General features: G+C 68.6%; 19 protein-coding genes. 3 read left to right on the forward strand and 16 right to left on the reverse strand.

Going from position 1 to position 17,414, the window contains the following annotated elements:
• A complete protein-coding gene (locus BP68_RS09185; protein ID WP_496370883.1) occupies window positions 1–2,109 on the forward strand; it encodes a TolC family protein in 2,109 nt (702 codons plus the stop codon).
• Window positions 2,106–3,158: an HlyD family secretion protein gene (locus BP68_RS09190; RefSeq protein WP_496370885.1), complete on the forward strand. Its 1,053-nt coding sequence runs from the start codon at window positions 2,106–2,108 to the stop codon at window positions 3,156–3,158. The genes BP68_RS09185 and BP68_RS09190 overlap by 4 nt, the downstream gene beginning before the upstream one ends.
• Window positions 3,159–3,227: 69 nt before the next feature.
• Here BP68_RS09190 and hisA read toward each other — a convergent pair whose 3' ends face one another.
• From hisA to BP68_RS09215, 5 genes are read right to left on the reverse strand one after another with little or no spacing between them, the layout of a single operon-like run.
• Complete coding sequence (gene hisA, locus BP68_RS09195; RefSeq protein ID WP_496370887.1) at window positions 3,228–3,971, reverse strand: 1-(5-phosphoribosyl)-5-[(5-phosphoribosylamino)methylideneamino]imidazole-4-carboxamide isomerase; 744 nt, start codon at window positions 3,969–3,971, stop codon at window positions 3,228–3,230.
• 58 nt (window positions 3,972–4,029) lie between these two features.
• Window positions 4,030–4,698, reverse strand: coding sequence for an imidazole glycerol phosphate synthase subunit HisH (gene hisH / locus BP68_RS09200; RefSeq protein WP_496370889.1), 669 nt, complete (start codon window positions 4,696–4,698; stop codon window positions 4,030–4,032).
• Between the two features lie 50 nt (window positions 4,699–4,748).
• Complete coding sequence (gene hisB / locus BP68_RS09205) at window positions 4,749–5,381, reverse strand: imidazoleglycerol-phosphate dehydratase HisB (protein WP_496370891.1); 633 nt, start codon at window positions 5,379–5,381, stop codon at window positions 4,749–4,751.
• Window positions 5,378–6,496, reverse strand: a complete 1,119-nt coding sequence (locus BP68_RS09210; RefSeq protein WP_496370893.1) for a pyridoxal phosphate-dependent aminotransferase — start codon at window positions 6,494–6,496, stop codon at window positions 5,378–5,380. Before BP68_RS09210 ends, hisB begins: the two co-directional genes overlap by 4 nt.
• Window positions 6,497–6,534: 38 nt before the next feature.
• Window positions 6,535–7,254 (reverse strand): PIN domain-containing protein, encoded by a 720-nt coding sequence (locus BP68_RS09215; protein WP_496370895.1) that lies wholly within the window; start codon window positions 7,252–7,254, stop codon window positions 6,535–6,537.
• 105 nt (window positions 7,255–7,359) lie between these two features.
• Here BP68_RS09215 and BP68_RS09220 point away from each other — a divergent pair, with 105 nt between their 5' ends.
• Window positions 7,360–8,235 (forward strand): NAD-dependent protein deacetylase, encoded by an 876-nt coding sequence (locus BP68_RS09220; RefSeq protein ID WP_496371079.1) that lies wholly within the window; start codon window positions 7,360–7,362, stop codon window positions 8,233–8,235.
• Here the strand turns inward: BP68_RS09220 and BP68_RS09225 are convergent.
• From BP68_RS09225 to mlaD, 11 genes are all read right to left on the reverse strand, one after another.
• The gene (locus BP68_RS09225) at window positions 8,203–9,498 is read right to left on the reverse strand and encodes a hypothetical protein (RefSeq protein ID WP_496370897.1); all 1,296 of its coding nucleotides are present in this window, start codon (window positions 9,496–9,498) and stop codon (window positions 8,203–8,205) included. The genes BP68_RS09220 and BP68_RS09225 overlap by 33 nt on opposite strands.
• 117 nt (window positions 9,499–9,615) lie before the next feature.
• On the reverse strand, window positions 9,616–10,932 hold the full coding sequence (hisD, locus tag BP68_RS09230) for a histidinol dehydrogenase (RefSeq protein WP_496370899.1): 1,317 nt from the start codon (window positions 10,930–10,932) through the stop codon (window positions 9,616–9,618).
• Between the two features lie 13 nt (window positions 10,933–10,945).
• Window positions 10,946–11,596 (reverse strand): ATP phosphoribosyltransferase, encoded by a 651-nt coding sequence (gene hisG, locus BP68_RS09235; RefSeq protein WP_496370901.1) that lies wholly within the window; start codon window positions 11,594–11,596, stop codon window positions 10,946–10,948.
• On the reverse strand, window positions 11,593–12,900 hold the full coding sequence (murA, locus tag BP68_RS09240) for a UDP-N-acetylglucosamine 1-carboxyvinyltransferase (RefSeq protein WP_496370903.1): 1,308 nt from the start codon (window positions 12,898–12,900) through the stop codon (window positions 11,593–11,595). Before murA ends, hisG begins: the two co-directional genes overlap by 4 nt.
• A 119-nt stretch (window positions 12,901–13,019) precedes the next feature.
• Complete coding sequence (locus BP68_RS09245) at window positions 13,020–13,271, reverse strand: BolA family protein (protein ID WP_496370905.1); 252 nt, start codon at window positions 13,269–13,271, stop codon at window positions 13,020–13,022.
• Between the two features lies 1 nt (window position 13,272).
• Complete coding sequence (locus BP68_RS09250) at window positions 13,273–14,028, reverse strand: ABC transporter permease (protein ID WP_496370907.1); 756 nt, start codon at window positions 14,026–14,028, stop codon at window positions 13,273–13,275.
• Window positions 14,025–14,942: an ABC transporter ATP-binding protein gene (locus BP68_RS09255; protein WP_496370909.1), complete on the reverse strand. Its 918-nt coding sequence runs from the start codon at window positions 14,940–14,942 to the stop codon at window positions 14,025–14,027. The genes BP68_RS09250 and BP68_RS09255 overlap by 4 nt, the downstream gene beginning before the upstream one ends.
• 76 nt (window positions 14,943–15,018) lie before the next feature.
• Window positions 15,019–15,339 (reverse strand): STAS domain-containing protein, encoded by a 321-nt coding sequence (locus BP68_RS09260; protein WP_496370911.1) that lies wholly within the window; start codon window positions 15,337–15,339, stop codon window positions 15,019–15,021.
• Entirely contained in the window at window positions 15,314–15,964 is a 651-nt protein-coding gene (locus BP68_RS09265) for an MlaC/ttg2D family ABC transporter substrate-binding protein (protein WP_496371081.1), read from the reverse strand. Before BP68_RS09265 ends, BP68_RS09260 begins: the two co-directional genes overlap by 26 nt.
• Before the next feature lie 182 nt (window positions 15,965–16,146).
• Window positions 16,147–16,899: an MlaA family lipoprotein gene (locus BP68_RS09270; protein WP_496370913.1), complete on the reverse strand. Its 753-nt coding sequence runs from the start codon at window positions 16,897–16,899 to the stop codon at window positions 16,147–16,149.
• The gene (mlaD, locus tag BP68_RS09275; protein ID WP_496370915.1) at window positions 16,896–17,384 is read right to left on the reverse strand and encodes an outer membrane lipid asymmetry maintenance protein MlaD; all 489 of its coding nucleotides are present in this window, start codon (window positions 17,382–17,384) and stop codon (window positions 16,896–16,898) included. Before mlaD ends, BP68_RS09270 begins: the two co-directional genes overlap by 4 nt.
• Window positions 17,385–17,414 lie beyond the last annotated feature (30 nt).

The raw sequence follows: 17,414 nt of genomic DNA on the forward strand, positions 1-17,414 counted from the left end.
ATGTTTCCACGCAGCCTCCACCACTCCCTTGTCACCGCGCTGGCTCTGGCCTGGTGCTGCACGCAGGCCACCGCCACGGCCGTGGCTCCCGCATCGCTGGCACAACTGGAAGACCGGGCCCGCGCCTTCGCCCCGTCCGCCAGGCTGGCGCAGGCCGAGGTGGCCGTGGCCGAGCAGCGCAGCGCGGTGTCCCAGGCCCGCCAGGGCGCCCAGCTGTTCGGCGGCGTCGGCCTGGACAACGCACGCGAGGCCGTGACCGACACCCTCAGCCGCGACTACCAGCGCAGCCAGGTGCAACTGGGCGTGCGCTGGCCCCTGCTGGGCAGCCGGGCGGCCCAGCAGCGCCAGGCAGGCGACGCGCAGCACGCCCTGTCGCAAAGCCGCATACGCCGCCAGCAGATGGAAACCGAGGCCGTGCACGCCGTGCGCCAGGCCTATGTGCGCCACCTGCGCAGCGCCGAGCGCAGCCGCGTGGCCGGCGCCTTCCTGCAGGCACGGGCGGAAACCCAGGGGCAGCTGCAGCGCCGGCGCGACGCGGGCGCGCTGCTGGAGGCCGACCGGCTGGACCTGACCGGCCTGTTCGACGCCGTGCAAGCCGCCCACGACGGCCAGAGTGCGGCCCAAGAGCTGGCGCGGGCAGAAATCGCGCGCCTCACCGGCCAGCCCCAGGCCGCCATCCAGACCCGTGAACCGCTGTGGCCTGCGACCTGCCTGACCCCCGAATTCCTGGCCGACGGCCGCCCCCCCGCCGTGGAACTGGCGCAGCTGGAGGTGGATGCATCCCTGCAGCGGCAGGGCCATGCCCGTACCGAGGGCCTGGAGGCCAACGTGACGGTGGCGCAGTCCTTCAGCCGGGACCTGAGCGGCCCCCCGGGGCACAGCACGCGCGTGGGCGTGGACTTCTCCATGCCGCTGCAGTGGCGGGCGCAGCGCGATGCGGCCCTGGCGCAGGCCCAGAGCGAAATCGAGCGCGCCCAAACCCTGCTGGAACTGCGCCGCGGCGAGTTTGAAGCGGCCGCTCAGCAGTCCCTCTCCCGCTACCGCCTGCGCAGCCAGGAAATGGCAAGCCACGAACATCGCCAGCGCGCAGCCCTGGAGGCCCTGCGCGTGGCGCAGCTGCGCATGGACGCATTCGACGGCGATGGCTATTCCAAGCTGCTGATGGCCCGCCATGCCCTGTACCAGGCCGCCGTGCAGGTCGTGGATGGCGCCGAGCGCCGCGACCTGGCCGCGCTGGAGGTGCTGGCCCTGGGCGGCGACTGCCCTCTCGGCTGGACCGAGGCCGCGCCCGCGGCCCCCGATCCACTGGCCACCACGCTGGCGTTGCTGGCCGGCAAAACCTCCGCCCCCCATGCACGCACGCAGCCCATGCCGGGCCTGGGCTGGTACGTGTGGCAGGGCCAGGCCCTGCTGGAGCGACCGGAACGCCTGGGCGAGTTGCCCGCGGGCAGCCAGCGGCTGCTGCTGTCGTTCACGGCGCCGCAGTTGCGCGCCCTGGCCCAGCCGCAGGGGCAGGCCCGGGCCAAGGAATTCATCGCGCGGGCGCATGCACTGAACCTGCGCATCGAACTGCTGCTGGGCGAACCCACCTGGGTACTGCCGCGGGAGCGCGAGCCATTGCTGGCCACGGTCGAGGCCCTGCGCGGCCTGCCCTTCGACGGCCTGCACCTCGACCTGGAGCGCAGCCAGTTGCCTGCCGCTCAGCAGCGGCACTGGGATACGCATCTCATCGACACCCTGCGCGCGGTGCATGCGCGGTCGCCATGGCCCATCGCACTCACCACCCATTACCGCGAACTGAGCCACCCCACCTTCACCCAGCGGGTGCATGCGGCCGGGGTCAGCGAGCTGGTGGCCATGGTCTATGTCAACAACCCCGAACGCACGGCCGCCATCACACGCCCGCTGCTGCGCGGACCCGCGCAACTGCGTCTGTCGGTCGCGCAGAGCATCGAACGCGCATTGCCCGCGCAGGAGAGCAGCTACGGCATGGGCCAGGCGGTGTCGCTGCAACGCTGGCGCGAGCTGGCACGCATGCTGGCGCCCGTGCCCGGCTTCCAGGGCATCGTGGTGCAGTCGTGGGAAGACTATAGGGAGGCCAAGCCTTGAAGATCCAGTTTGACACTCCGCCCAGCTCGGCGCGCGAGACCAACGGCCTGGCCGTGCGCTATGCCGCCGCCAAACGGCAGGTGCCGCGCTGGCGCTGGTACCTGCTGCTGGCCATGGTGCTGGTGCTGCCCGCCTACCTGCTGATCCGCTTCAGCATCGCCTATTGGTGGGAAACCACCCCCGCCCAAGTGACGGTCGAGCAGATCACCCTGCGCGCCCCCGCCGCCGGGCGGGTGGCCCGCATCGCCGAGGCCGGCGCCACCGTGCAGCCGGGCCAGCCCCTGATGGAGCTGGAGGTCCCCGCAGGCGAAACGCCCACGCCGCCCATCCCCATACCGGCGGCCACCACCGCCGAATCCCTGCCAGGCCAGGCGGCCCGGCAGGCCATGCTGGCCGAGGCGCAGCGCCTGGCGCAAAGCCGGCTGGCCATCCAGCAGGAGCGGCTGCAGGCGATGCAGAAGCTGCGCGACCAGGGTGCCGCGACCCGCCAGGAGGTAGACAACCTGCGCTTTCAGGAGCTGCAGGCGCAGGCGGATCTCAGCCGTGCCCGGGCCGATGTGCGCGAGCACCAGGCGCTGCTGGAACGCGAGCGCAGGCAGGCCCTGGCGCCGCTACCGGCGCCGCCCGGCATGGCACAGACGCCGCCGCCCACCCCAGCCGCCACGGCAGTGGCCCCGTTCGCGGCCACGGTGGTGCGCCCCCTGGTGCGCAGCGGCGAATGGATCACGCCGGGCACCGAGATCGCCGTGCTGCAAGGCCAAGAGGAACCGCTCGTACTGGCCTATCTGCCCGCAGAGATGGCCCGCTACGCCCAGGTGGGCCGCCAGGCCACCTTGCGCTTCATGGACGGCGGCAGGGCCCGTGCGCGGGTGGTGAGCTTGGTGACGGAGGCGCAGAGCCCGCCGGCCGATCGGGTGTCGCCACTGACGCCTCGCACGCCGTCGATCGTGGTGCGCCTGCAGGCGCTGGAGCCCTTGCCCGCCGCCTACCGCATCCACCAGCTGCCGCTGGACGTGCGGTTCGACTGGGTCGCCGGCTCCCTGTTCTGAGAGCATGTTGGCGGCGCCGCAGGCGGGCGCCGCTGATGATGACCGCGCCGCCGGGCGATCGGGCCGCGCTCAGACGGCGCTCAGCTCGTCCGCCCGCAGCTGGGCCGCCGTGAAGTCGAGGTCGCCCGAGTAGATGGCACGGCCGCAGATCACGCCCTCGATGCCCTCGCCCTCCACCTCGCAGAGCTGCTCGATGTCGGCAATGCCGGCCAGGCCGCCCGAGGCGATCACGGGAATCGTGAGCGCCTGGGCCAGCTTGACTGTGGCCTCGATGTTGATGCCCGACAGCATGCCGTCGCGGCCGATGTCGGTGTAGATGATGGACTCCACGCCCCAGTCCTGGAACTTGCGCGCCAGGTCCACCACTTCGTGGCCCGTGAGCTTGCTCCAGCCATCGGTGGCCACCTTGCCGTCCTTGGCGTCCAGGCCCACGATGATGTGGCCGCCGAAGGCGCTGCAGGCGTCCTTGAGGAAGCCCGGGTTCTTCACCGCGGCCGTGCCGATGATGACGTATTCCAGGCCCGCGTCGATGTAGCGCTCGATGGTGTCCAGGTCGCGGATGCCGCCGCCGAGCTGCACCGGGATGTCCGAGCCCACCTCGGCCAGGATGGCCTTGATGGCCGCCTTGTTCTTGGGCTGGCCCGCGAAGGCGCCGTTCAGGTCCACCAGGTGCAGGCGGCGCGCGCCGGCATCCGCCCACTTGCGGGCCATGGCGGCGGGGTCTTCGCCAAAGGTGGTCGATTGGTCCATGTCACCTTGCTTGAGGCGTACGCAATGGCCGTCCTTGAGGTCGATGGCGGGGATGAGCAGCATGATGAGAGGCGAAGAATGGGGCGAGCGGCCAAAGGCCCGGCCCTACCGGGTTGAAGAATCAGGGCGTCCAGTGCAAGAAGTTGCGGTACAGCGCCAAGCCGTGCTCGGCGCTTTTCTCCGGGTGGAACTGCGTGGCAAAAATGTTATCGCGAGCGACGGCCGCTGCAAAGGGCCCGCCGTAGTCGGCCTCGCCCGCGCAGTGCGCCGGGTCGGCCGGCCGCGCATAGAAGCTGTGTACGAAATAAAAGTAGCTGTCGTCCGGCACGCCGGCCCACACGGGGTGCGCCGCGCCGCCGTGGCGCATCTGGCGCACGCGGTTCCAGCCCATCTGCGGCACCTTGTAGCGGCTGCCGTCGGGCTGGGTGCGGCCCGCCAGGTCGAACTTGAGCACCTCGCCGTGGATCAGGCCCAGGCCGGGGGTGTCGCCCTCGGCGCTGTGGTCCAGCAGCATCTGCATGCCCACGCAGACGCCGAACAGCGGCTTGGTGGCCGCGGCCTCGAGCACGGATTCGAGCAGGCCGGACTCGCGCAGCTCGCGCATGCAGTCGGGCATGGCGCCCTGGCCCGGCAGCACCACGCGCTGCGCGGCGCGCACCACGTCGGGTTGCGCGGTGACGGCCACCGACCAACCGCTGCCCTGGGCCGCTGCCTGCACGGCCTGCGACACGGAGCGCAGGTTGCCCATGCCATAGTCCACGACCGCCACGGTTTTTGCTTCACTATTCATAGCTTTAAGCGATTACCCTATAAGCGTTAGAGGCCATTTTGGCTTGATATTTACAGGGTACCCTTGGTGGACGGAATGATGCCGGCCGCGCGCGGGTCGCGCTCCAGCGCCGCGCGCAGCGCGCGCGCGAAGGCCTTGAACACCGTCTCGCACTGGTGGTGCGCGTTGATGCCCTTCAGGTTGTCGATGTGCAGCGTCACGCCCGCATGGTTGACGAAGCCCTGGAAGAACTCGTAGGTGAGCTGCGTGTCGAAGCCGCCGATGCTGGCGGCCGTGAACGGAATGTGCAGGTGCAGGCCCGGGCGGCCCGAGAAGTCCACCACCACGCGCGACAGCGCCTCGTCCAGCGGCACATAGGCATGGCCGTAGCGGCGGATGCCCTTCTTGTCGCCCACGGCGCGCGCGAAGGCCTGGCCCAGCGCGATGCCCACGTCTTCCACCGTGTGGTGGCCGTCGATGTGCAGGTCGCCGTCGCAGCGCACGTCCATGTCGATGAGCCCGTGGCGCGCGATCTGGTCGAGCATGTGGTCGAAGAAGCCGATGCCCGTGTGCAGGCTGGCCTCGCCCGTGCCGTCGAGGTTGACGCGCACGCTGATGCGCGTCTCCGCCGTGTTGCGGCTCACGTCGGCCATGCGGGGGGCGAAATCGGCGGGTGCCGAGGTAACGAGTGCAGAGGAAGTCATAGGGATGCCTGGAGTGCCGCCAGCATCTGGGCGTTGTCGGAGCTGCTTCCGACCGTCAGACGCAGGCAGTTGCCCAGCAATGGGTGCATTGTAGAAACGTTCTTTACGAGGACCTTGCGCGCCTTCATGCCCTCGTAGACCCGTGCGGAATCCGCCACGCGCACCAGCACCATGTTGGCCTGGCTGTCCCAGACCTTCTGGATGCCCGGCATGGCGCGCAGCGCGGTCAGCAGCCCGTCGCGCGCGGCGCACAGCTCGGCCGCCTGGGCGGCGAACACATCGGCGTGCTCCAGTGCGAACAGCGCGGCCTCGCAGTTGAGCACGCTCACGTTGTAGGGCGGGCGCAGCTTGTCGATCTCGTGCACCAGCGCGGCCGGGCCGATCATGTAGCCCAGGCGCACTCCGGCCAGGCCGAACTTGCTGAGGGTGCGCATGAGCAGCACATGGCCGTTGCGCGCCGGCTCAGCGCGCATGCGCTCGATCCAGCTGCGGCTGGCGAAGGGCTGGTAGGCCTCGTCCATGACCACGATGCCGCCCTGGGCGCCCGCTGCGTCCACGATGCGCTGCACCACGGCCTCGTCCCACAGCGTGGCGGTGGGGTTGTTGGGGTAGGCCAGGAAGGTGATGGCCGGGCGGTGCGTGGCAATGGCGTCGAGCATGGCCTGCTCGCGCAGCTGGAACTCCCCGTCCAGCTCCACGCCCACATACTGCAGGCCATGCTGCTGCGCGCACATGGCGTACATCACGAAGCCCGGCACGGGGGCCAGCACCCGGGGCGCGGCGCCCGCGTCGCGGCGCGCGCAGGCCATCTGCACCAGGCTGATGAGTTCGTCCGAGCCATTGCCCAGCAGCACGGCACTGCCCTCGGGCGCCCCGGCGTAGGCCGCCAGCGCGGCCTTCAAATCGTTCTGGCGCGGGCCCGGGTAGCGGTTGAGCGCCAAGGCCCCCAGCCGCTGCCCCAGCGCGGCCTGCAGCGCGGGCGGCAGGCCGAAGGGGTTCTCCATCGCGTCCATCTTCAGGTAGCCCGTGGCGTCGGCCACGGGGTAGGCATGCATGGCGCGCACATCGTCGCGGATGCGCGCCAGCGCGGGCAGGTCAACAGGATCGGTCGTCATGCGCAATCACTCCATTCAACAGTTGAGCGCGCCACGGCTCAGGCCGAAGCCTGGAGCACGCAGTGCAGCGGATGCAGCACCTCCACGCCGCCGTACTGCGCGCCCTGCGGCAGGCTCAGCGACAGCAGGCTGGCGCAGCCGCTGTGCTGCGCTGCCGCCAGCGCCAGGCAGTCGCCCCAGGCAAGCTGATGGCGGGCCTCCAGGGCCCAGGCGGTCTCCAGCGTGGCGGCGTCGATCTGCCAGGGGGTCCAGCTGTTGTAGCGGCGGATGGCGGCGCGTGCATCGCCCTGGGACATGGGCTGGGTGGCATGGCGCGTCACCGTTCCGTAGAACTCGGCCAGCACCTGCGTGCTGACGCGGCCGGCGCGCTCGCGCCACAGCAGGTCCAGGCCCGCCAGCACCATGGCCTGCAGGGCCGTATCGGCGCCATCCTCGGCGGCGATAAGTACGGCCGTGTCCACGAACACCGGCTGGGCCAGCGACCGCTCCGCCAAGGCCGCCGGCGCACGGACAGCTTCGGGCGCCGGGGCACGGTCAAAGCCGCTGACCACAGGCTGGCCCGCCGCCTGCATCCCGCTGCTCCAGGTGCGCTCGTCGGTGCGCCAGGCCAGGTAGGCGCGCTCATAGGCGTCCTCGCGGCGCTGCATCTCGCCCAGAAAGTCACCCACCATGCGCGACACGCTGCTGCCGCGGCGCGCCGCCTCGATGCGTGCCCATTCGAGCACCGGATCGTCCACGGTGATGGTGACGTTCTTCATGCGGTGCAGTCTACACGAATTTCGTGTTGCACGAAATTCGTGTACCCATGGTTCCACAGGATTTGCCAGATGCACGCACAATGCGCCACCCACGTCTACTGCCCCATGCACGCCCACGCCCCTGCGGCCGAGCTTCTCACCCTGTTGCGCGCCCATCCCCGCTGGACGGTGCTGACGGGCGCGGGCATCAGCACCGACAGCGGCATACCCGACTACCGCGACGCCACGGGCGCCTGGAAGCGTCCCGCGCCCGTGCAGTTTCAGGATTTCATGGGCTCACCTGCCACGCGCCAGCGCTACTGGGCGCGCAGCCTGATCGGCTGGCCCGTGTTCAGCCAGGCCCGGCCCAATGCCGCGCACCAGGCGCTGGCGCAACTGGAGCAGGCCGGCCATGTGCACCAGCTCATCACGCAGAACGTGGACGGCCTGCACCAGCGCGCGGGCAGCCAGCAGGTGGTGGACTTGCACGGGCGGCTCGACCAGGTGGTGTGCATGCAGTGCCGCGCCTTGAGCCCGCGCGCCGACTACCAGCACGCCTTGCTGCAGGCCAACCCGCACTGGCAGCACCGCCACGCCAGCGCCGCCCCCGATGGCGATGCCGACCTGAGCGGCGTGGATTTTTCGGCCTTCGCCGTGCCGCCCTGCCCGCTGTGCGGCGGCATTCTGAAACCAGATGTGGTGTTCTACGGCGAGAACGTGCCGCGCGAACGCGTGCAGCACGCCATGGCCCAACTCGCGGCCAGCGACCTGCTGCTCATCGTGGGCAGCTCGCTCATGGTCATGTCAGGCCTGCGTTTTGTGCATGCCGCACGCGAGCGGGGGGTGCCGGTGGCGGCGATCAACCTGGGAGTTACGCGGGGAGATGGTTTGTTCAGCACCAAACTCCATGCGGAATGCGCTCCAACCCTTGTGGCACTTTTGAACCAGTGCACAGAAAGTGCCCGCAACTCAGCCTCGCTCTGCCGCCGCTTGCTCCCATAGACTCGTCGACGCATCCCTTTTGCGTTGCCGGTTCCAGTTCTCGTTATCGACGGCAAGCTCCCACGCCGCCCTATCTACGGGCGGCATCAAACCGATTATTGAGTAGCGCTGCTCAAGATCCGGGCTCACCCCCAGATAAGCGCACCAGAAGGCGTCGAGACGTTCGCACAGTCGCGCCAAAAGCTTCACAAAGTCCAGCGTTTCCTGGGGCGACACAAACTCCCTGAGTGCTGCAGATTCCCGATCTCTCGCTTTCTTGAAGTCTTGTTCCAGCACCTTTGCAAAAGCCGCCTCATACCCGCCCGCGCCGTGCATGAATTTGTTGCGCAAACAGTTGAGCAACTTCGCCACAGCACGGTCGACACCCAGCATGGCGACAGTGCAGTCCTCGTCCAAGTCACGCACTCCATCCATGGCTTCAACGCATGTCATCAGCAGCATGAAGCGCCCCTCCAGCCAGAGGTCTGCTTGCTTGCCTGCAATATGAAACCTCAAGGCTGCATGTGCCGCGCCAAACTTCTGTGCATCCAGCTCAAGAAATCCGCTCAATACCGCGCTCATGAAAGGCACAGCGTTAGGGTCTGCCGCCGGCAGATAGGAAAGTCCGCCTTTGAGCCTGTCACCGTGAAAGTGCACCTCGCGCCCGCTCACTTTCAGAATCCATGGCAGGTCCTGGCCATGAAGCAGTCTCCATGCGGCATGGATACGCGGCTCCTGCGCGAAGAAATCCTCGGCACTGGATGCCCGAAGCACCCCAGGCATGGGGTGATCGCGGTGAAGAAAGATCTCGGAGGGGAGTGATGGATGCCGCAGGGAACGCGGCACTTGAAAACCCGTGCAGGCGCCACCGTAATAGACCTGATAGGGATGCTCTTTCGAGATCAGTTCGTCACTGACAAACGCAAGTGCCTTCGACGATGAAGGCCTCAACTCCAGCCTGCGCGATTCCGTGTCATCGGGCTCCCAAGAAATCGCCGGCCACGCCTTGATAGAACTGCTGGGGTACAGCACCAACTCATTGGCCCTCAGCGTCCTCTCGGGTCTGCAAGTGCGAAGCACGACGTTGGTCAAACGGATCGGAGGCGACGTACCTTGGAAGAACTGCCGTGACAGCTCACCGACCACTGGACTCAGGTCTGATAGCCACACCTCTATGCACAGGCGCTGTGGATCAAAGCGTATGGACAGCCCCTTAATGGCTGGTAGCCCCTCCACCACCAAGTCGGCATGTCCTTCCAACATCTCCACGATCAAATGCTGCATGGTTGCGTTCGTCCGCCCCTCCTTTTCTGCAGGGCATCTTCGCTTATCAGCCGGCCCACAAGTAAAAAGCCGCAGCACCTCACGGCCTGCGGCTTTCCTGCGAAAGGGCGGAACGGCTTACTTCAACCGCATCTCCGCCGCGCGCGCATGGCCCTGCAGGCCCTCGCCATGCGCCAGCACGCTGGCGATGCGGCCCAGGCTCTGGGCGCCCTGCTCGCTCACCTCGATGAGGCTGCTGCGCTTTTGGAAGTCGTACACGCCCAGCGGCGAGCTGAAGCGAGCCGTACCGCTGGTGGGCAGCACATGGTTGGGGCCGGCGCAGTAGTCGCCCAGGCTCTCACTGGTGTAGGCGCCCAGGAAGATGGCGCCGGCGTGCTTGAGCAGCGGCTCCCACTGGTGCGGATCGCGGCTGCTGACCTCCAGGTGCTCGGGGGCGATGCGGTTGCTGATGGCGCAGGCCTCTTCCATGTCGCGGGTCAAGATCAGCGCGCCACGGCCGTTCAGGCTCTTGGCGATGATCTCGGCGCGCGGCATCTCGGGCAGCAGGCGGTCAATTTCGCGCTGCACGGCGTCGATGTAGGCCGCGTCGGGGCACAGCAGGATGCTCTGCGCCAGCTCGTCGTGCTCGGCCTGGCTGAACAGGTCCATGGCCACCCAGTCGGGCGGCGTGCTGCCGTCGGCCAGCACCAGTATTTCGCTGGGGCCGGCGATCATGTCGATGCCCACGGTGCCGAACACGCGCTTCTTGGCGCTGGCCACGTAGGCGTTGCCGGGGCCGGTGATCTTGTCCACCTTCGGGATGGTGGCCGTGCCGTAGGCCAGCGCGGCCACGGCCTGGGCGCCGCCGATGGTGAAGCCGCGCGAGACGCCGGCCACGTAGGCGGCGGCCAGCACCAGTGGGTTCTTCTCGCCGCGCGGGGTGGGCACGACCATGATGATCTCGGGCACGCCCGCCACATGCGCGGGGATGGCGTTCATCAGCACGCTGCTGGGGTAGGCGGCCTTGCCGCCGGGCACGTAGATGCCCACGCGGTCCAGCGGCGTGACCTTCTGGCCCAGCAGGGTGCCGTCTGCGTCGCGGTAGCTCCAGCTCTCGCCGGAGGCCTTCTTCTGCGCCTCGTGGTAGCTGCGCACGCGGGCGGCGGCGGCGGTGAGCGCGCCCTGCTGCTCGGCGGGCAGGCCGTCGTAGGCGGCCTTCAGCTCGGCCTGCGTCAGCTCCAGCGCGGCCAGGGCGCCGGCCTGCAGGCCGTCGAAGCGCGCGGTGTAGTCCAGCACAGCTGCGTCGCCCCGCTGCTGCACGTCGGCCAGGATGTCGGCCACGCGCTGCTCGATGGCTGCGTCCGTGTCGGCCGACCAATGCAGGCGGGCTGCAAAATCAGCATCAAAAGTGGCTGAAGTGGTTGACAGACGGGCGGGAGCAGCTACGAATTTCATAGTATGAAGGCCTTCAGTCCTGGGGGATGGCGGACGCGAACGCGTCGATGATGCGGCGCAGCGGCGCCTGCTTGAGCTTGAGCGCGGCCTGGTTGACCACCAGGTGCGAGCTGATGTCCATGATCTGCTCCACCTCCACCAGGTGGTTGGCCTTGAGCGTGTTGCCGGTGGAGACCAGGTCCACGATGGCGTCGGCCAGGCCGGTGAGCGGCGCCAGCTCCATGCTGCCGTAGAGCTTGATCATGTCCACGTGCACGCCCTTGCTGGCGAAGAAGTCGCGCGCGATGCTGGTGTACTTGGTGGCCACCTTCAGGCGCGAGCCCTGGGTGACGGCATGCGCGTAGTCGAAGTCGGCGCGCACGGCCACGCTCACGCGGCACTTGGCGATGCGCAGGTCCAGCGGGCGAAACAGCCCCTGGCCGCCATGCTCGATGAGCGAGTCCTTGCCGGCCACGCCGATGTCGGCGCCGCCGTACTGCACATAGGTGGGCACGTCGGTGGCGCGCACCAGCACCACCCGCACCTCGGGGCGGTTGGTGGGCAGGATGAGCTTGCGCGACTTTTCCGGGTCTTCCAGCACCTCGATGCCGGCGGCGGCCAGCAGGGGCAGGGTTTCGTCGAAGATGCGGCCCTTGGACAGGGCCAGCGTGATCTGCTGGGTCATTGGATTCTTTCGATGTCGGCGCCCAGGCCGCGCAGTTTGGCTTCCATGCAGTCGTAGCCGCGGTCCAGATGGTAGATGCGGTCCACCAGGGTCTCGCCGCCGGCCACCAGCCCGGCGATCACCAGGCTGGCCGAGGCGCGCAGGTCGGTGGCCATGACGGTGGCGCCCGACAGCTGGCCGCCCCCCAGGCCCTCGATCACCGCCAGGCGGCCATCCGTGGTCTGGATTTTGGCACCCAGGCGCAGCATTTCGTTGACATGCATGAAGCGGTTTTCAAAGATGGTTTCGGACACCGTGGCCGTGCCCTGGGCCACCACGTTCAGCGCCATGAACTGCGCCTGCATGTCGGTGGGAAAGCCCGGGTATTCGGTGGTGCGAAAGCTCTGCGCCTTCAGTTGCGCGGCGCCCGGGCTGTGCACGCGGATGCCGCCCGCCTCGGGCTCCACGCGCACGCCGGCATCGCGCAGCTTGTCGATCACGGCGTCCAGGTGGTCGGCGCGGCCGTGGCGCAAGAGCGCATCGCCGCCCGTGGCCGCCACGGCGCACAGGAAGGTGCCGGCCTCGATGCGGTCGGCCACCACCGCGTGTTCGCAGCCGTGCAGCTGCGGCACGCCCTGGATGCGGATGCGGCTGGTGCCGTGGCCCTCGATCCTGGCGCCCATCTTGATGAGCATTTCGGCCAGGTCCACCACCTCGGGCTCCTGGGCGGCGTTTTCCAGCACGGTCTCGCCCTCGGCCAGCGTGGCGGCCATGAGGAAGTTTTCGGTGCCCGTCACCGTGACCATGTCGGTGGTGATGTGCGCGCCCTGCAGGCGCGTGCGTCCCGCGGGCAGCCGGGCGATCATGTAGCCGTGCTCGACGATGATCTCGGCGCCCATGGCCGTCAGGCCCTTGATGTGCTGGTCCACCGGTCGCGAGCCTATGGCGCAGCCGCCGGGCAGCGACACCGTGGCCTCGCCGAAGCGCGCCAGCAGCGGCCCCAGCGCCAGCACCGAGGCGCGCATGGTCTTGACCAGGTCGTAGGGCGCCTCGGGCGTGGACAGGCCGGCGGCGTCGATGCGCACCTTGCCCGTGGCCTCGGCCACCGTGCAGTCGGGGTCCTCCAGGCGGTCCACCTGCACGCCCATGTTGCGGATGAGCGTGAGCATGGTGGCCACGTCCTGCAGGCGCGGCACGTTGCAGAGCGTGACCGGCTCGGCCGTGAGCAGCGCGGCGCACAGCTCGGGCAGGGCCGCGTTCTTGGCGCCGGAGATCGGCACCTCGCCCACCAGGGGGCGGCCACCGCGAATCAGGAGTTTGTCCATGGAAATGCCGGGGTGTGCTGCCTTGAGGTCAAAAGTGCCTCTAGCGCTTATCCATCAAGCGCAAGCAGCTATCAAAAGGTGAGTATTGCAGATCCCGCCGCGGGGTGCGGCGGCCCGGCTCAGGCCCCGCCGCCCTGGGCCTGGGCCCATTCGGCGGGGGTGAAGGTCTTCATCGACAGCGCGTGCACCTCGTCGGTCTGCATGCGCGTGCCCAGCGTGGCGTAGACGCGCTGGTGGCGCTGGATCTGGCGCTTGCCCTCGAACTCGGCCGAGACGATGGTGGCATACCAGTGGCGGCCGTCGCCCTCCAGCTGGAGGTGCTCGCAGGCCAGGCCCGCGCTGATGATGTCCTTGAGTTGGTCTGCGGTCATATCAATTCCTGATTTTGTAGCCCGTGCGCAGCAGGTGCAGCGCCAGCAGGCTCACCAGCGCCCAGGCCAGGCCGACGATGCCCAGGCTGAGCCAGGGCGACACGTCGCTCACGCCGAAGAAGCCGTAGCGGAAGCCGTCGATCATGTAGAAGAACGGGTTCAGGTGGCTCACGCCCTGCCAGAACGGCGGCAGCGACTGGATCGAGTAGAAGACGCCCGACAGGAAGGTCATGGGCACGATGATGAAGTTCTGGAACGCCGCCATCTGGTCGAACTTGTCGGCCCACAATCCGGCGATCACGCCCAGCGTGGCCAGCAGCGCCGCACCCAGCAGCGCGAACGCCAGGATCCACAGCGGCGCGGCGAACTGCGGCGTGGCAAACGCCAGCGTGGCGACGAACACGCCCAGGCCCACGGCCAGCCCGCGCACCACGGACGAGCCCACATAGGCCGCGAACCAGGCGCGGTGCGACAGCGGCGTGAGCAGCACGAACACCAGGCTGCCCATGATCTTGCTCTGGATCAGGCTGGACGAGCTGTTGGCAAAGGCGTTCTGCAGCACGCTCATCATCACCAGGCCGGGCACCAGGAAGGCGGTGTAGCTCAAGGTGCCGTAGACCTTCACATGGTCTTCGAGCACATGGCCGAAGATCAGCAGGTACAGCACGGCCGTGAGCACGGGCGCGGCCACGGTCTGGAAGCTCACCTTCCAAAAGCGCAGCACTTCCTTGTAGAACAGGGTCTGCCAGCCGGTCATGCGCGCTCCTCCGGCTCGGCGGCCATCACATTGAGGAACACGTCCTCCAGGTCGGCCTTGCGGATCTCCACGTCCTCCACGCGCACGCCGGCGGCGCGCAGCTGGGCCAGCAGGCGCTCGATCTCCTGTGCATCCTGCGCGGGCAGCTGGGCCACGCGGCCCGTCACGCGCGCCAGCGGCGCCAGCGCAGCGGGCAGGGCGTCGTCGGTCTTGAAGCGCAGCACGTTGGTGGAGGCCGCCTGCAGCAGCTCCGACGTGCGCGCCAGCGCCACCACGCGGCCGCGCTTGAGCATGGCCAGGCGCGTGCACAGCGCCTCGGCCTCCTCCAGGTAATGGGTGGTGAGCAGCACGGTGTGGCCCTGCTTGTTGAGGCGGGCCACGAACTGCCACAGCGTCTGGCGCAGCTCCACGTCCACGCCGGCCGTGGGCTCGTCCAGCACGATGATGGGCGGCTTGTGCACCAGCGCCTGGGCCACCAGCACGCGGCGCTTCATGCCCCCCGAGAGCTGGCGCATGTTGGCCGTGGCCTTGTCGGCCAGGCCCAGGTTCTCCAGCAGCTCGTCGATCCAGGCGTCGTTGTTCTTCACGCCGAAGTAGCCCGACTGCAGGCGCAGCGTCTCGCGCACGTTGAAGAACGGGTCGAACACCAGCTCCTGCGGCACCACGCCCAGCCGGCGGCGCGCGGCGGCGAAGTCGGCCTGCACGTCGTGCCCCAGCACCGACACCCGGCCGCTGCTGGCGCGCGCCAGGCCGGCCAGGATGCTGATCAGCGTGGTCTTGCCGGCGCCATTGGGGCCCAGCAGGCCGAAGAACTCGCCCTCCTCGATGTCCAGGCTGACGTCGTGCAGCGCCTGAAAAGGGCCCTTGGGCGTGGAAAAGGTCTTGGAGACGGACTGGAAGGAGACGGCAGGCATGGGAGCCCGGGATTCTAAGGCGGTCACCCTGCCGACGGTTGCGCAGGGCCTTGCGCGGGCGGGCAGAGTCGCCCGCTCAGGCGCCCGCCTGCGCGGCGGGCAGCAGCTCCTGCACGCCATACAGCCCGGCCAGGCTGGCCAGCGCCGGCGGCAGGGACTTGACTACGAAGCCCTTGCCCTCGAAGAGCGCCGCGCGGCGGCACTCCAGCAGCACGGCCAGGGCCGAGGAGTCGAAGGTGGCCAGCGCCCCGGCATCCACCACCACCGGCGATTCGCCCTGGGCCTTCAGCGCCTGCAGCAGCATGCGCAGGCTGACGGCCGCCTGGCCGTGGGTCAGTTCGGTGGGCAGTACCAGCATGGGCGCCCCGCCGTCACTTGGCACCCACGGTGCCGGCATTGGCCTTGTTGCGCGCCACCAGGGTCTCGATCAGGCCATCCACGCCCTTGGCGTTGATCTCCTGCGCGAACTGGCTGCGGTAGGTCTCCACCAGCCAGACGCCCAGCACGTTCAGGTTGTAGATCTTCCAGCCGGCGCCATCGCCCGGCGTCTTTTCCAGGCGGTAGTCGAGCTGCACCGGGTCGCCGCGGCCGCGAATCTCGGTGCGCACCAGCACGTCCTTGTCGTCCGCGGCGGCGCGCAGCGGCTTGATGACGATGGTCTGGTCCGTCACCTGGCTCAGGGCGCCCGAGTAGGTGCGCACCAGCAGGGTCTTGAACTCCTCCTGCAGCCGCTTTTGCTGCTCGGGCGTGGCCTTGCGCCAGTTGGGGCCCACGGCGGCGGCCGTCATGCGGCGGAAGTTCACATGCGGCAGGATGGTCTTGTCCACCAGCACCATGATCTTGTCCACGTCGCCGGCCTTGATGGACTTGTCATTGCGCAGCGTCTCCAGCACATCGACCGACAGGCGCTTGACCAGCGCATCGGGTGCCTCGTCGGCGGCCAGGGCGGCCTGCGGCAGGGCCATCCATGCGGCGGCGGCCAAGGCGGCTGCGGCGTGGGTCAGGGTACGGCGGTTCATCATCACGGGGTCCTTGTCGGGAGAGGCGGTCGCGGCCGCGCCCTCATCCATGGTTTCGTTGGGGTGATTGTGGCGGCCGGGGGTTGCGCCCATTGCGTCGCCCCTGTACGTGGTTGCAAGCAACTGCAACCAACCGCATCCGCCGGTGTCGCGAGGCCGCGCCGGCAACGGCGGCCCGCTTGGCCTCAGTAATCGTCCGGCAGCTTGCCGTCGTTGTCCTCGTAGGTACCCTCGTCCTGCACGGCGGCTGCGCCGCTGCGCACCTTGAGGTACACGTCGCGCGTGAAGCTGTAGGGGTCCAGCGCCGCCGTGTCCAGCAGCGAGCCGGCGCGCAGCAGGCCCGCACGCCGGTCCACGATGCGCAGGCCGTAGAGCGAGTTGCGCACGCGCACCCTGTCCACATGGCCCACCAGGTCGCCCACGTAGAAGTCCACCGGCAGGGCCGCCGCATCACGCACCGTCGACGGCCCCAGCAGCGGCAGCACCAGATAGGGCCCCGTGGGCACGCCCCAGCGGCCCAGCGTCAGGCCGAAGTCCTGCTTGTGGCGCTCGACGCCCATCTCGCTGGCGATGTCCAGCAGGCCGCCCAGGCCGAAGACGGTGTTGGTGCTGAAGCGCACCATGCTCTCGTAGGCTTCCAGCCCGCGCAGTTGCAGCAGGTTGTTGAAGAACGACCAGGCATCGCCCAGGTTGGCGAAGAAGTTGCCCACGCCGGTGCGCACGGGCTGGGGCGTCACGTCGCGGTAGAGCGTGGCCGCGGGTTTGAGCACGGCCTTGTCCAAGTTGTCGTTGAACGTGGTCACGCCGCGGTTGAAGGGCTCGAACGGGTCGGCCGGATGGGCGTTCGGCCCCGTGGCGCAGCCCGTCATGAGCAGCGCCCCCAGAACCAGCACCACCCAGCGCATGGTCCAGCCCCTGGACAGAGTGTCGGTTGTCATTTTTTTCCACCTCCGCCTGCCGAGGCGGCACTGTCCTCGGCCTTGCCATAAAGGAACTGCCCGATCAGGTTTTCCAGCACCACGGCCGACTGCGTGGCGGTCACCATGTCGCCGTCGGCGAGGTTGTGCTCGTCCGCGCCGGGCTCAATGCCGATGTACTGGTCACCCAACAGTCCGCTGGTCAGGATTTTGAGCGAACTGTCCTTGGGGAAAGCGTAGCGCTTTTCGAGTTCCAGCGTCACGCGTGCCTGGTATGTGGTGTCGTCGAACGTGATCGACTGCACGCGCCCCACGACCACGCCGGCGCTGCGCACGGCCGCCTTGGGCTTGAGGCCGCCGATGTTGTCGAAACGCGCCGTGACCGCATAGCCGGAACGGAAGTTCAGGTTCAACAGATTGGCCGACTGCAGGGCCAGAAAGACCAGCGCCGCGCCCCCGAGCAGGACGAACAGGCCCACCCAGATATCGTTCTTGGAATGCTGCATGGTGAATTTCCCTGGAGGCGGTGGCTGCCG

It is taken from the genome of Diaphorobacter oryzae DSM 22780 (genome assembly GCF_059568935.1).